The organism is Polaromonas sp. (assembly GCF_030682935.1).
Lineage (GTDB): Bacteria > Pseudomonadota > Gammaproteobacteria > Burkholderiales > Burkholderiaceae_C > Polaromonas.
The window spans coordinates 1-14,933 of the sequence record NZ_JAUXNA010000310.1 but is presented as its reverse complement, the minus strand read 5'-3'; the positions used below and the strand labels follow the sequence as shown (position 1 = coordinate 14,933).

Annotated in this window: 10 protein-coding genes; 3 read left to right on the top strand and 7 right to left on the bottom strand. The window is 65.9% G+C overall.

What is annotated here, in order from left to right; genetic code table 11:
* Nucleotides 1-107: 107 nt before the first annotated feature.
* From Q8K05_RS14215 to xdhA, 7 genes are all read right to left on the bottom strand, one after another.
* Nucleotides 108-2,972, bottom strand: a complete 2,865-nt coding sequence (locus tag Q8K05_RS14215; RefSeq protein WP_305247289.1) for an AMP-binding protein — start codon at nt 2,970-2,972, stop codon at nt 108-110.
* A 5-nt stretch (nt 2,973-2,977) separates the two neighbouring features.
* Complete coding sequence (locus Q8K05_RS14210) at nt 2,978-3,361, bottom strand: hypothetical protein (RefSeq protein ID WP_305247288.1); 384 nt, start codon at nt 3,359-3,361, stop codon at nt 2,978-2,980.
* 2 nt (nt 3,362-3,363) lie between these two features.
* Entirely contained in the window at nt 3,364-4,158 is a 795-nt protein-coding gene (locus tag Q8K05_RS14205; protein WP_305247287.1) for a hypothetical protein, read from the bottom strand.
* A complete protein-coding gene (locus tag Q8K05_RS14200) occupies nt 4,155-5,378 on the bottom strand; it encodes a hypothetical protein (RefSeq protein ID WP_305247286.1) in 1,224 nt (407 codons plus the stop codon). The genes Q8K05_RS14205 and Q8K05_RS14200 overlap by 4 nt, the downstream gene beginning before the upstream one ends.
* Before the next feature lie 21 nt (nt 5,379-5,399).
* On the bottom strand, nt 5,400-7,094 hold the full coding sequence (locus tag Q8K05_RS14195) for an AMP-binding protein (RefSeq protein WP_305247285.1): 1,695 nt from the start codon (nt 7,092-7,094) through the stop codon (nt 5,400-5,402).
* Between the two features lie 279 nt (nt 7,095-7,373).
* Entirely contained in the window at nt 7,374-9,671 is a 2,298-nt protein-coding gene (gene xdhB / locus Q8K05_RS14190; RefSeq protein WP_305247284.1) for a xanthine dehydrogenase molybdopterin binding subunit, read from the bottom strand.
* Nucleotides 9,668-11,155, bottom strand: coding sequence for a xanthine dehydrogenase small subunit (gene xdhA / locus Q8K05_RS14185; protein ID WP_305247283.1), 1,488 nt, complete (start codon nt 11,153-11,155; stop codon nt 9,668-9,670). Before xdhA ends, xdhB begins: the two co-directional genes overlap by 4 nt.
* A 93-nt stretch (nt 11,156-11,248) precedes the next feature.
* Between xdhA and Q8K05_RS14180 the strand changes: the two genes are divergently transcribed.
* From Q8K05_RS14180 to Q8K05_RS14170, 3 genes are all read left to right on the top strand, one after another.
* Complete coding sequence (locus Q8K05_RS14180) at nt 11,249-12,178, top strand: LysR family transcriptional regulator (protein ID WP_305247282.1); 930 nt, start codon at nt 11,249-11,251, stop codon at nt 12,176-12,178.
* A gap of 71 nt (nt 12,179-12,249) precedes the next feature.
* The gene (locus Q8K05_RS14175) at nt 12,250-13,815 is read left to right on the top strand and encodes an ABC transporter ATP-binding protein (RefSeq protein WP_305247281.1); all 1,566 of its coding nucleotides are present in this window, start codon (nt 12,250-12,252) and stop codon (nt 13,813-13,815) included.
* A complete protein-coding gene (locus Q8K05_RS14170; RefSeq protein WP_305247280.1) occupies nt 13,802-14,887 on the top strand; it encodes an ABC transporter permease in 1,086 nt (361 codons plus the stop codon). Before Q8K05_RS14175 ends, Q8K05_RS14170 begins: the two co-directional genes overlap by 14 nt.
* Nucleotides 14,888-14,933: the final 46 nt, after the last annotated feature.

Here is a 14,933-nt window from a genome sequence, read left to right as displayed (position 1 = left end):
GGTGGGCCATGAACGGCCAGAATCGGCATGAATTGGTAAGACTCGATGCTGTTGACCGCCTCAGGCTTTCAGGGCTCTCAATACGTTTTCGGCGGTGGCTGGCGCCGTCAGGCGGCCGCGTCGGGTTCCCCGAGCCGCGCCAGCATGGCGCTGCGCGCCGCATCGCGCAGCTGCAGGGCGGACTGCCAGTCATCGCCTGCCGCAAGCGCGGGCTTGCCAATCAGTACCTTGAGTTCACCACGGCGTGGCCGCCACTGACCTTCGCGCAGCAGGGAGCGGGTTCCGATCAGGGTGATCGATACCACTGGCGTACCGGATCGTGCGGCCGACAGAAACGCGCCCAGCCGGAACGACATCAGTCCGGGTTCGCGCCGAAATGTCCCTTCGGGGAAGAACATGAGGGATTGCCCGGCATGCGCCAGCTGCTCCAGCTCCTTCGTGTCTTCCACGCCGCGTGCGCTGTCGAAACGCTCGACAAAGGCGCAGCCGAGCCGGCGCAGCGGGATGGCGACGGCAGGGTTCAGCAGCAACTCCTGCTTGGCCACATAGGTGAATCGGGCTGGCAGCACCGCCGTGAGCAGGAGCGCATCCATGTAGCTGGCGTGATTGGCGACCACAATCACGGGCTCGCGGCCAGCGAGGTAATGCAAACCCTCTACCCGCGGTGCCAGTCCGACGAGCGCGAACCCCATGCGGGCGATGGCTCTGGCGATCTGCCGGCGCAAGATGCGCCCGGGCGCAAGCACGATCAGCAGCCAGGCCAGAGGCGCGAGGGCGGCAAGCACCGACCAGGCCCACGCGCTCCACAGCCACGCACGGCCCTGATGCACCCCACGTGCCAGCTGCGCCATGGCGCCGGCAAAGCCAAGATGTACAAGCTGGCGCCACGGCGCGCGCTGGGTGCTGCCGGTCTTGCCGCGTTCATACATCTCGCGGCAGGCGGCGCGCCGGAGCTTGCCGCTGGAGGTCTTGAGCACGGTGCGCGGCGGCACCAGCACGATATCGTCGACCGGCATGCCCATCAGGTCGACCGCCAGGTTGTTGATCTCGGACAGTATCCGGCTGCGTTCTGCGGCCTTGTCTTCGCGCGTCTCGGCGAGCACCACCAGCCGCTCGGTGCCCGAGCGCGCATCGGTGGCCGCAAACACGGCCACGCCGCCCTTGCGCATGCCGCGCACCCGGCCCACGGCTTCCTCCAGTTCCTGCGGAAACAGGTGGTGCCCGGCGCGGATGATGATGTCTTTCTCGCGCCCGGTCAGGTACAGCTCTCCCGCCGCGATGTAGCCCATGTCGCCGGTGTTGAGCCAGGGCCCGTCGAACAGGCGCGCCGTTGCTTCGGGGTTGCGGTAATAGCCGGCGGTTGCAGACGGGCCGCAGAATTGCACGTGCCCCTGCGCTCGCTCGGGCAGTTCCCGTCCGCTGGCGTCGGTGATGCGGATCTGGTGGCCGGGCAGGGGCAGGCCGCTGGAGACCAGGCTCAGCGCCTTGGGCGCGCTTGCCGGCGCGGCACGGGCGACGCCCAGGCGTGCGAGCGCGTCGCGATCCACCCGGTCAAGCAGCGGCCCGCGGCCGGGTGGAGGAAACGCCAGCCCGACGGCGGATTCCGCCAGGCCGTAGACCGGCGTCATGGCGGTGCGCTTGAATCCGTAGCGGACGAAACGCGTGGAGAAATGCTCTATCGTGTCAGGGCTGACCGGCTCGGCGCCGTTGTAGGCCAGCCGCCAGCAGCTCAAGTCCAGACCCGCAAGGTCGCGCTCATCGAGCTTGTTGGCGCACAGTTCATAGGCGAAGTTGGGCGCCGCCGAGACCGTGGCGCGATGCCGGTGGATGGTCCGCAGCCAGAATGCCGGCCGGGCGAGAAAAGCGAGTGGCGACATCAGCACCAGCCGGAAACCGACCAGGAGGCTGCCCATGCAGGCGCCGATCAGCCCCATGTCGTGGTAGAGCGGCAGCCATGACACGAAGGTGTCCGCAGCGGTGACGCCCGAGGCGCGTTCCATCGCCCGCAGATTGGCCAGCAGGTTGGCGTGGGTCAGAACCACGCCCTTGGGGTTGCCCGTGCTGCCGGAGGTGTATTGCAGGAAGGCGACATCCGCGGGTCCCGGCCTGGCTACGGATGGCCGCGCGCCAGCGCCGCTCAGGTCTGAGACCGTCAGTACCTTGCGCAGCGACGCGCACTGCGCGCGCAGCAGGTGGCCCAGGGTCTTGGCCGGGGCGACCGTGACGAGCATGACGGCCTGGGAATTCTCGATGATGCCGGCGCTGCGCCGCATGTGGTCCTCAATTTGCGAAGGTCGCGCTGGCGGGTAAAGCGGCACTGGTATGCAGCCGGCGTAGAGCGCACCGTAGAAGGCGGCAAAGAACTCGCGTCCCGTGGGCAGCATCACCGCCACTTTGTCGCCGGCGCCCAGCCCCTGCTGCTGCAGGCCCGCCGCCAGCGTCCTGGCCTGCGCCTGCAGCGCGCCGTAGCTGATGTCCTCCATGCTTTCACCCTCGCCATAAAGCGTGATGTGCACCCGGTCGCCGTGGGTTGCCACATGCCAGTCCAGCAGCTCGATCAGGGTGGACGCCGTGTCCGGCGGCCGGTCGGACTCCGCTCTCCCGGCAAGTTCGGGCGGCCCGCCACCCGGCAGTTCAGGTGGCGTGCCCGCACGGTCAGGGGCAGTGGCGCCGGTGCTGGCAGCGATCCCTGTCAGTCTGAGCAGATCACGGGGTGTCTCGGCACTGGTGAGGGCTTCCTCGTCCAGTCGCGCACCGAGTTCGCGCTCGATGCGGGCCAGCAATTCGGCGCGCGCCAGGCTGTCCAGGCCAAAGTCACGTTCGAGGGAATGGTCCAGACCCAGATGCTCCACCTCCGGGGCGTGGGGCCGCAACTCGCGCGCCAGGCCCTGCACGATGCCGAGCAGCCGTTGCGCATCGATTCGGCTGTCGGGCGCCGCGCCGGGTTGAAGTGGGGGAAGTGAAGGGCTCATTCGCGTCACCTGTTGGGCACGTTTCCCCTGCGTGACAGGCGGTCCGAACGCAAGGCGGCCCGTCGGCCGTGTACCGGATTCACGCCGCAGAGCAGCACCAGCCCGACGAGAAAATAGCTGCCGGTGGCCAGCCGGGACTGGCGGTGATCGCCGCCCGTCACCCAGCTTGTCATGCCGTAGGTCAGGGGCCCGGCGATCGACGCGAGCTTGACGGCAAGGCCCCAAAGGCCGAAGAATTCAGCCGCGCGCGAGGGGGGCGCCAGCACGCCCACCAGGGCCCGGCCGGACACCCGGCCCATGGCCCTGGCCCACAACTCGCGCGGTCGGACATCGGAGTGCGACATGGTCTGGAGGTGCCGGTCCTGAACTGGTCGAAGTGGCTTGGGCATCGTCATTTCCTGTGTCCCATGATTCTGCGCCGTTTCAATCGAACCAGGACGCCATAGATCGCCAACGCGGCGATCATGTGCTTCACCGTGTGCCCGCTGACCAGGCCGCTCAGCGCGGCAATCTGGTGATCCAGAAGATCGCCCAGCAAGGCCAGCAGGTACAGCCCGGTGATGGCAAGAACGTCCTTGTCGCCACTGTAGCGGGGCCGATAGAGCCAGAGCAGTAGCGGGACCAGCAGCATCGGGATCAACTGCATCAGGCCGTAGGCACGCAGGTCGCCCATGCCGTTCGCCTCGCTCCAGTTCCAGTAAACGACACTGCCCAGCCCGGCGGCGAGCAGCAGCGGCAGCAGGCGCAGCCCGGCGCTCGGATGGACGCGCTCGCACAGGTTGGCGGCGAGCCAGGACATCAGTGCGAGCGCCAGCGCTGCCCGGTCCCAGGCCAGCCGCTCGTTGTCCGGCGCAAGGTGGTAGTAGCCGGAGCCGAGGCCGACCAGGAGGGTGGCGAGAAAGAACAGCGTGTAGGGGCGGCTCTCGGCCGGCTCGATGAAAGCGCGCCGTGCTGCGGCACTGCGCAGGAAACGCAGGCCGGCCGTTCCCGCCAGCAGGATCAGGGCGTTGGAGCTGATATCGAGGCAACGGGGCAGGCCAAAGCAGACGTAGGGGTCGGCGAAATGATGGTACTGCTGCGGCTGCGGGACGCGCGGCAGCAGCCATGCCAGGGCGGCCAGCGCCGCCACCAGCAGCAACAGGCCGGCGGCCTTGACGCGTGGATCGGCCAGCCGCCATGCGTTCATCGTGCCTCCTCGCGCTGCGCCAGCAGCAGGTCGATGACGCGCCACAGCCGCCACAGGTCGGGGAGGTCTTCGCTCCAGAAACGCCAGGAGCGCAGATTGGACATATCCAGTTCCACATGGCCGAGCACACGATGGATCAGAAACACGCTGGCCTGCCCCTCTGGCACGGCGGCGGCGAGCGCCAGGCTCTCCGGGTAAGGAATGAGGTTGTCGTTCCGGCCGTGCACCAGGATGAGTCTTGCCTTGAGTGGCTTCAGATCATGGCGCGACAGGTCCAGGCGTTCGATATCCGCAAGCATGGCCTCGGGCAGCCTTGAGAGCAGCTCGGGAAAACGTGCGGGATCAGGGTTGGCGGCCAGCGCATACACCGCGTGCGCCTCGGCGCTCAGCTCCGCAGCGAGCGGTGACAGGTCAGCGTGGGAGTCGCGCATGCGCTGCGCCACCATGCGGTCGAATATCTCGCCGTCACGCCCGTTGGCAAGGTAGTCCAGACTGGCATGGAGCAGCACCATTTTGCCGGTGTCGTCCGGGGTCAGGGCGTGCCATTTGCCTTCCTGCTCGAACCAGCCGGTGGTGAAGAAGCGCATCGCGCGGGGCAGGTCGTGGTAGCCGCCGACGCCCAGGATGAAGCGCACCTGTTCCCGGATGTCGTCTTCCAGCGCGGCAAGGAGTGCAGGGCCGACCGAGTAGCTGAAGGCGAACAGGCCGGCGCGGCCGCCGGGGGCCAGTTCCGGGCGGCTGGACAGCCAGGCGAACGCATCCGCGATCTCACGGGCATCCGAGGGGCGCACCCGCAGTTGGCGAAAGCCGGCAAGGTCGGGTGTCAGCACCGCAAAGCCGGCGCGCGCCAGGGTCGAAGCGAAGGCTGTCAATCGCGGGTCGTCCTTGCCCTGTGGCACAGCGCCGGGCACCACGACGATGGCGGCGCGTGGACAGTGCTTGCCGCGACTGGATGCATCCCGTGCCTGTTCGCCGCCGACGGCGACGCAAGCGTCCAGCTTGCCCGGCAAGTAAAGGTCGGCGCGATGGCTACGCCCCGCCACCGTGTAGGTCATGGTCTGCCGCTGCGGTGCGGCGGTGGTCCGCTTGAGCCGCGATGTGCCCTGTGCCGCGGCGAAATCCTGCAACACCAGCGCGGCTTGGTAGTGCCGTGCCGGCGCGCAGCCCGCCAGCAGGATGAGGAGCGCCACGGCCATCACGCGGAAAGAGGCTTGCGACATCACCTTGCCCTGCCCCTGCGCTCAGTCGGCCCCTGCGGAGGCCGCGGGCTCCTCCTTCAGCTTTCTGCGCAAGATCTTGCCAATCGGGGACTTCGGTAGATTGTCGCGAAATTCCACGTGCTTCGGCACCTTGTACCCCGTCAGGTTCGCCCTGCAGTGCGCAATCACCGCTTCGGCGGTGAGGCCTGGATCTTTCTTCACCAGATAAAGCTTGACCACTTCGCCGCTTTTTTCATCCGGCACGCCCGCCACGCCCACTTCCTTGATGCCGGGGAGCATCATCACCACGTCCTCGATCTCGGTCGGGTAGACCTTGAAGCCGGACACCACGATCACGTCCTTGCTGCGGTCGATGAACTGGATGCTGCCATGGTCGTCCATCACAGCCATGTCCCCGGTACGCAGCCAGCCGTCGGGGCCCAGGACGCGGGCGGTTTCCTCGGGCATGTTCCAGTAGCCCCGCATGACCTGTGGCCCCTGCACGCAGATTTCACCCACTTCGCCCGGGGGGAGTTCCCGTCCTGCCTCGTCCCTGATCGCCACCCGGGTGGAGGGCAGCGGCATGCCGATCTTGCCGCTGAACGTCTTGGCCTCCAGCGGATTGGCGCAGACGATGGGGGCGGCTTCTGTCAGGCCGTAGCCCTCGATCAGCGGCACGCCCATTACCTGCTGCCAGCGCTCCGCCACCGTGCGTTGCACCGCCATGCCGCCGGCCACCGCCACCTTGAGCGCGCCGGCATTGGCCTGTTGCACTTTTTCAAAGCCGGGGGCGTTGAGCAGCATATTGAACAGGGTGTTGACGCCGGTGATGGCGGTGAAACGGGTCTTGCTCAGTTCTTCGATGAAGGCGGGAATGTCGCGCGGATTGGTGATGAGAATGTTGTTCGCACCCCATTTCACGAAGGTCAGCAGATTGGCCGTGAGCGCGAAGATGTGGTAGAGCGGCAGCGGTGTGACGATCACCTCCTCACCCTCCTTGAGCGTGCCGCCGATCCAGGCCGAGGTCTGCTCCACATTGGCCACCATGTTGCCGTGCGTCAGGATCACGCCCTTGGCCACACCGGTGGTGCCGCCCGTGTATTGCAGGAAGGCGATGTCCTCGTGTGTGAGTGCAACGTCGGCGGGCGTTTGGCGGGCGCCAGATTTCAACGCGTCGTTGAAGGCCACCGCGCCCGGCAGTTGCCAGCGCGGCACCATGCGCTTGATCCGCTTGACGGCGAAGTTGACCAGGCAGGCCTTGACCGGCGGGAACAGATCGCCCACTTGGGTGGTGATGATGTGGCGCACGGCGGTCGTGGCGACGATTTCCTGCAGGGTGTGCGCGAAGTTCTCCAGCACCACGATCGCCACGGCGCCGGAGTCGGCCAGCTGGTGCTGCAATTCGCGCGCGGTGTAGAGCGGATTGACGTTGACCACCACCAGGCCGGCGCGCAGCGCGCCGAACAGCGCCACCGGATATTGCAGCAGGTTGGGCAGCATGATGGCCACACGGTCGCCACGGCGCAGCCCGATCACCTGCTGCAGGTAGGCACCGAAATTCCGGGAGAGGCGGTCGAGCTCGCCATAGGTCAGGGCAACGCCCATATTGGTGAAAGCGGGGCGTTTCGGGTACCGCGCGCAACTATGTTCAAGCATGTCCTTGAGCGAGGCAAAGCGGAAGATGTCGATCTCCGCCGGAACGCTTGCGGGATAGTACTTCAGCCAGATCGGTTCCATACCACTCTCCCTTGTCGTAGTTCTTTTTCAAGTGTTGAGTCTACAGATTGCGCCAACTTGCACAAGTGAACGCCGGTGTCGGGACTTGCCCTCTTGATGGGCGCCGGGTGGCAGGCGGCATGATCGTTCTGATGTCAAATCGTCACCTTGCCGGGGAATGCGCACTTCGCTGCCGTTTCCAGGGTGACATGACGACAAGGCAACTCAGTGACCAGCAAGCAACCCAACTTAGGCTTTGACAATGCCGGTGCGCCAAGCACACGCGTGGTGAAGTCAGGCTCAGGCTTTCAGCGACCTCAACACGTTCTCGGCGGTAGCCGGTGCATCCAGCCGAACCACACCACTGCGCGCGGCCGCCACAGCCTCCTTCAGCGCTTCCAGCACGCTGATCGCCAGCATCAACGGCGGCTCGCCAACGGCCTTGCTGCCGAACACGTTGTCTTCACGGTTGGGCTCCGGCCAGAGATCGATTTTGAAGTGCTCGGGAATGTCGCCGGTCGCCGGGATCTTGTAGGTGCTGGGCGCGTGGGTGCTCAGGTGGCCCTTGTCATTCCACACCAGTTGCTCGGTGGTCAGCCAGCCCATGCCCTGCACGAAGCCGCCTTCGATCTGGCCGATGTCGATGGCCGGGTTGATCGAGGTGCCGACGTCGTGCAGGATGTCGACTTTCAGTACGCGGCTTTCGCCGGTCAAGGTGTCTATGGCCACTTCGGCGCAGGCGGCACCGTAGGCAAAGTAGTAAAACGGCCGGCCGCTCAGCGCGGCTTGGTCGTAATGGATTTTGGGCGTGCGGTAAAAGCCGTCGCTCCAGAGCTGGATCCGGTTGGCATGGGCCTGCCGGACGACGTCGGCAAACAGCCGGGTGGCGGTGGGCGTGATCACCTGGCCGCCGCCAAAGCACACGGCGCCGGCGCCGCAGCGGTCCAGCCCGGCCACAAACTGCGCCAGCTTGCCCTTTACCTTGCGGGCGGCGTATTGCGCGGCTCTGGCGTTGAGGTCGGTGCCGGCGGAGGCGGCCGTGGCCGAGGCGTTGGGGATTTTGCTGGTGTCGGCGGCGGTGGCCAGCACCTGGTCGAGCGCCACGCCGAGTTCGTCGGCGACGATTTGCGCCACCTTGGTGTTCAGGCCCTGGCCCATTTCGGTGCCGCCGTGGTTCACCTGCACGCTCCCGTCGGTGTACACATGCACCAGCGCACCCGCCTGGTTGAACAAGGTGGCGGTAAACGAAATGCCGAATTTCACCGGCGTGATGGCGATGCCGCGCTTGATGACCGGGCTGCTGGCGTTCCATGCCGAAATGGCTTGTTTGCGACGTGGATAGTCCGCAGTCAGCGCCAGTTTTGAGAGCAAGGGTTCGAGGATATTGTCCTCCACGGTCATGCCGTAATGGGTGACGTTGCGCGCAGTCACGCCATAGAGATTGCGCCTGCGCACGGCCAGCGGGTCCAGCCCCAGCTGGCGCGCAATGTCGCCCAGGATGGATTCAATGACGATCATGCCCTGCGGCCCGCCAAAGCCGCGAAAGGCCGTGTTGCTTTGGGTGTTGGTTTTGCAGCGGTAGGATGCGATGTGTACGTCCTGCAAAAAGTAGGCGTTGTCGGCATGAAAAATCGCGCGGTCGGCCACGGGGCCCGACAGGTCGGCGCTGAAGCCGCAGTTGACGGCCATCATCAGCTGCAGGCCGGTAATGCGCCCGCTGTCGTCAAAGCCCACGCTGTAATCGTAGGCAAACGGGTGGCGCTTGCCGGTGACCAGGAAGTCGTCATCGCGGTCCAGGCGCAGCTTGATGGGTGCGTTGAGTTTGCGGGCCGCCACCGCCGACCAGACGGCCAGGTGACCGGCCTGGGTTTCCTTGCCGCCAAAGCCGCCGCCCATGCGCCGGCATTCGACACGCACCGCGTGCTGGTCAATGCCCAGCGCGTGCGCCACCCAGTGCTGCACCTCGCCGGGGTGCTGCGTGCTGGAATAAACCAGCCACTGGTGTTGCTCCTGGGGCAGCACGTAGGCGATCTGGCCTTCAAGATAGAAATGCTCCTGGCCGCCGACTTCCAGCGTGCCGTGCAAGGTGTGCAGCGCGCTTTTCAGCGCCTGGACGGCATCACCGCGCTGCACAAAAACCGGTGGCAGCACATAGCTTTGCGCCTTCAGGGCATCACGCAGGTTCAGGATGGCGGGCAGGGTGTCGATGTGGCAGCGCACCTGGCGCGCGGCGCGCCTGGCCTGCATCACCGATTCGGCCACCACCACGCCGATCACCTGGCCGATGTGCTGCACGGTGCTATGGGCAAACACCGGCTCGTCGTGCGAGAAGTTGCCCAGCACCCGGTCACCGGGAATGTCGCGCGCCAGAATCACGCCGCGTACGCCGGGCATCGCCAGCGCCGCTGCCGTGTCCACGTCCAGCAGCCGGCCATGCGCCACGGTCGAAAGAATCGGCGCGGCATACAGCGTGCCCCGGATTTCCGGGATGTCGTCCACATAGGTGGCGGAACCCGCCACCTGGGCGCGGGCGCTCTCATGAAAGGCTGAACGGCCTGCGGCCGGGGGCTGGCCCGTCAGGTCTTGGTCGGCGCTCATGCCGGGTCCTCCAGCGTGAAGGATTCCAGGTTGATTTGCTGCTGGCCCTGGCTTTCAAGCCAGTAGCGCCGCAGCAGATTGCCCAGCACCTCGACCCGGTAGGCGCTGGAGGCCCGCATGTCCGAGATCGGCGAAAACTCGGTGCGCAGCGTGGCCATGGCTTTTTGAACCGTCGCCTCGGTCCAGGACTGGCCCATCAACACGGCTTCGGTTTTGACGGCGCGTACTGGCGTCGCGGCAACCCCGCCTGCGCCAATCGATGCATGGGTCACGGCACCTTTGTCGATGTGCAGCTTGATCGCCAGGCATACGGCAGAAATGTCGTCGTCGTAGCGCTTGGAAATCTTGTAGACCTTGAGATTTTCCCCGTCTGTGGGCTGGGGCAGCTTGATCCAGGCCAGAACCTCGTCGCCCGCCATCACGTTTTGGCGGTAGCCGGTGTAGAGCTGCTCCAGCGGCAGTTCACGCTGGCCCCGAATGCTCATGAGCGCCACGCTGGCGCCCAGCGCAATCAGCAGCGGCATGGCGTCGCCAATCGGCGAGCCGTTGGCGACGTTGCCGCCCAGCGTGCCCGAGTTGCGCACCGGGAGGCCGGCAAAGCGGGTGGCAAAGGTTTGCAACTGCGGCCGGTCGGCGACCAGGGCGGCAAAGGCGTCGCTGAGCGTGACCGCCGCGCCTACCGCGATGTGCTGCGGGTGCTGCTCGATGCGGCGCAATTCGGCCACCTTGGTGATGTCGAGCACCTTGGAAAACTGCTGGTGCAGCTTGGTCACCGACAGGCCCACGTCGGTGCAGCCCGCCACCAGCTGCGCGTCCGGGTGCGCGGCGCGGGCGCGCAAGAGGGCGTCCAGCGTTTTTGGGGATTTGTAAGAAAAATCAGCCTCTGGCCCAATATCAGAGGGTGCTAGCTGCTCTAGTTTTTGTAGCAAATCGGCTTCGTCGATGGCCGCGCGCGGCAAGGTGCCCATGCGTTGCGCGGCGTCCAGAATCGGCCGGTAGCCGGTGCAGCGGCACAGGTTGCCCGAGAGGTCCTGCTGCGCCAGTTCGCGCGTGATGGTCTGGCCCTGGCAGACATGGTTCTGGTACATGCCGAACAGACTCATGACAAAGCCCGGCGTGCAAAAACCGCACTGCGAGCCGTGGCATTGCAGCATGGCTTGTTGCGCCGGATGCAGCGTGCCGTCTTTGGCCGCCAGGTCTTCCACGCTCCACAGCGCCATGCCGTCAATCGAATGCGCCAGGCGAATGCAGCTGTTGACCGCGCGAAAGCGCAGGCTGCCGTGCTCGGCTTCGCCCAGCACCACGGTGCAGGCGCCGCAGTCGCCTTCGCCGCAGCCTTCCTTGGTGCCGGTCAGGTGCAGGTCCTCGCGCAGCAGCGCCAGCAGGGTGCGGCTGGGTGGTACATTGTTCAGGGAAACAACTTCGCCCCGCCTGATGAAGCGCAGGGTTTTCACGGAATTGCTGTCAGTCAATGGGTGCGTCATGCGGGTCATAGCCTTCAGGGTAAAACACGCGGGCGCTGGCCGCCATATGAAAGAGCATATCAAGCGCATGGTTAAACAGGTATGAAATATCCGGTGTCCTTCGACAAAATTGCCGACAAGATTGACCTCCATCTCATCCGGGTCCTGAACACCGTGCTTACCGAACGCAGCGTTTCGCGCGCCGCCATCCGCCTGGGAATGTACCAACCGGCCGTCAGCGCGGCGCTCAAGCGCCTGCGCGGACTGGCCGGCGACCCGATTCTGGTGCGGTCCGGTGCCGGCATGGTGCCCACCGATGCGGGTCTGCGCATGATCGAGCCCTCGGCCAGCATTTTGCGCGCCGCCGGCATGCTGTTCAGCGACGCCCGGGGCTTTGACGCGGCCACCGCGCAAAGCACTTTCCGGCTGGCCGCCAGCGACTACCTCGACCCTCTGTTTTTGCCGCAGCTGGTCGCGCAAATCAAGGCTCAGGCGCCAGGCTGTCCGATTGAAATTCACCCGCTGTCGGCCGCGTCTGATTACCGCGCGCACCTGGCAGAGGGGCGGGTCGATCTGGTGATTGGCAACTGGGCCGCGCCGCCCGATGACCTGCACCTGGCGCGTCTGTTCGACGATGAGGTGGTGTGCCTGGTGGCCAACGACCACCCGGCGGCGCGGCGTGGCTGGGACGCGGCGATGTGGCTGGAGGCCGAGCACATTGCGCCCATGGCCACGCATCCCGGCGCCAAGGGCGTGATTGACGAGCATCTGGCCGCCCTGGGCATGACGCGCAACATCACGGTGCGCTGCGCGCACTTTGGTCTGATGCCGTCCATGGTGGCTTCCAGCTTGCTGGTCATGAGCACCGGTCGCCAGTACTGCGAGCGCTTTGCCGGATTGCTTCCGGTCAAAATACTGCCTTGCCCGATAGCGTTTCCCCGCATGATGTACTACCAGCTCTGGCACGAACGCACGCATGCCTCTAACGCCGCCAAGTGGCTGCGCGAGCGGGTCAAGTCGGTCGCTGCTTCGCTACGAAAATAATAGCTGTATTAACCCGTCAGTAAAGGGTTAGAGGCCTTAAACATTAAAAAACAACAAGTATCCAGCGATTCATGACTGCCTTGCCTCCCCCCACCGAACCCCCGGCCGCCAGCCCGCCCCGGCTGCAGCTTCGCGGCATCAGCAAGCGCTACCCCGGCGTGGTCGCCAACGACGATATCTCGCTGGCGGTTCAGCCGGGTGAAATCCATGCGGTGCTGGGCGAAAACGGCGCTGGCAAGTCGACGCTGATGAAAATCATCTACGGCTCGGTCAAACCCGACGCCGGCAGCGTGAAGGTCGATGGCCAGAGCGTCGTGATAAGCAACCCGCAGGAAGCGCGCGCGCTCGGCATCAGCATGGTGTTCCAGCATTTCAGTCTGTTCGACACGCTGACGGTGGCGGAAAATGTCTGGCTCGGCCTGGGCAAACACCTGAGCCTGGCCGACGTGTCCCAGCGCATCACGCAGACCACCGAGGCCTACGGCTTGCAGCTGGACCCGACGCGGCCGGTGCACACGCTCAGCGTGGGCGAGCGCCAGCGCGTGGAAATTGTGCGGGCGCTGCTGACCAACCCCAAGCTCTTGATCCTGGACGAGCCGACCTCGGTGCTGACGCCGCAGGCGGTTGACAAGCTGTTTGTCACGCTGCGCCAACTGGCCGCCCAGGGCTGCAGCATCTTGTACATCAGCCACAAGCTGCATGAAATCCGTGCGCTGTGCGCCGCCTGCACCGTGCTGCGTGCAGGCAGGGTGTCGGGTGAATGTGATCCGCGCCAGGAGTCCAACGCCTCGCTGAGCCGCCTCATGATTGGCGCCGAGCCGCCCGCGCTGGCGCAGCGCGACGTCAAAATCGGCGACGTCGTGCTGGAGGTGCGGCAACTGAGCCTGGCCAAGGGCGACCAGCATGGTGTCGACCTGCAGCAGATTGCGCTGCAGGTGCGCGCCGGTGAGGTGGTGGGCATTGCCGGTGTTTCGGGCAACGGCCAAAAGGAGCTGCTGGTTGCGCTGTCGGGTGAAGACACGCGGGCGGCCGCTGCGGCGATTGTCGTCAAGGGGCACAACGCGGGCAAGCTCAGCCCCGGCCGGCGCCGCGCCCTGGGGCTGCACTTTGTGCCTGAAGAACGGCTGGGCCGGGGCGCCGTGCCGTCGCTGTCGCTGGCCCGCAACCTCATGCTCACGCGCACGGAAGCCGTGGGCGCGGGCGGCTGGCTCAAGGGCGGCGCGCTGCAGGCGCAGGCCCGGCGCATCATCGCGCGCTTCAAGGTCAAGTGCGGCGGCCCGCAGGCGGTGGCCCGGTCCTTGTCGGGGGGGAATCTGCAAAAATTCATCATGGGCCGCGAGATCGATGCCAACCCGGCGCTGCTCATCGTCTCGCAGCCGACCTGGGGCGTGGACGTGGGTGCGGCCGCGCAGATACGCGGCGAGCTGCTCAAGCTGGCGGGTGCCGGTTGCGCGGTGCTGGTGGTCAGCGAAGAACTCGACGAGCTGTTTGAAATTTCGGACCGGCTCTACGTGATGGCCAAGGGCCAGCTCTCGCCGCCGCTGCCGCGCGCCCAGGCCACGGTGGAACTGGTCGGCCAGTGGATGAGCGGCTTGTGGACGCCCGCCGCAACAGGAGCCCAGCATGGCGCAGCTTGAAGCCCGGCCCCAGGCCTCGTCGTTCTGGACCCTGGCCTCGCCGATTTTGGCGCTGCTAATCACGGTGGTGGTTGGCGTGGGGTTGTTCGTGGCGCTGGGCAAAGACCCGGTCAAGGGCCTGCAGGTGTTCTTTTGGGAACCGATTCGCACGCCCTATGCGCTCGGCGAGCTGATGGTCAAGGCCACACCCTTGCTGATCATTGCGCTCGGCCTGGCGGTGTGCTTTCGCTCCAACGTCTGGAACATCGGCGCCGAAGGCCAGTTTGTCATGGGCGCCGTCGCGGCAGGCGGCGTGGCCCTGCTGGCCGACAAAAATACCGGACTCTGGATCATGCCGGTGATTTTGCTGGCCGGCGTGATCGGCGGCATGGCGTGGGCCGGCATCACCGCCTTTTTGCGGGACCGCTTCAACGCCAATGAAATCCTGGTCAGCCTGATGCTGGTGTACGTGGCCGGCATGGTGCTGAACTTCCTGGTGTTTGGCCCCTGGAAAGACCCGGCCGGCTACAACTTTCCGCAAACCAGGACCTTTGAAGCCGTGACGCAAATCCCGCGCCTGATGGCGGGCTCGCGCGTCACCATCGGCATTCTGTTGGGCCTGGTCGGGGTGCTGGTCATGTGGCTGTACCTGTTTCGCACCTACGCAGGCTTTGCGCAAGAGGTCAGCGGCCTGGCCCCGGCGGCGGCGCGCTATGCCGGGTTTTCGTCGCGCCGGGCTTTGTGGGTGGCGCTGCTGGTCTCCGGCGGGGCATCGGGCCTGGCGGGCGCGCTGGAGGTGGCGGGACCGATTGGTCAGCTCACGCCTTACGTGCCGGCGGGCTACGGCTTTGCGGCCATCATCGTGGCCTTTGTCGGTCGCCTGCACCCGGTGGGCATTGTGTTTTCAGCACTGCTGATGAGCATGTTCTACATCGGCGGCGAGCTGGCGCAGTCGCGCCTGGGCCTGCCCAAGTCGCTGACGGGCGTGTTCCAGGGCCTGCTGCTGTTCAACCTGCTGGCCTGTGACACCCTGATTGCCTACCGGTTCAAATTTACCAGCGCCTTCTTCCCGCGCACCCAAGGAGCGCGCTGATGGATTCCACCGCACTGCTGATCGCTTCCACCCTGAGTGCCGGCAC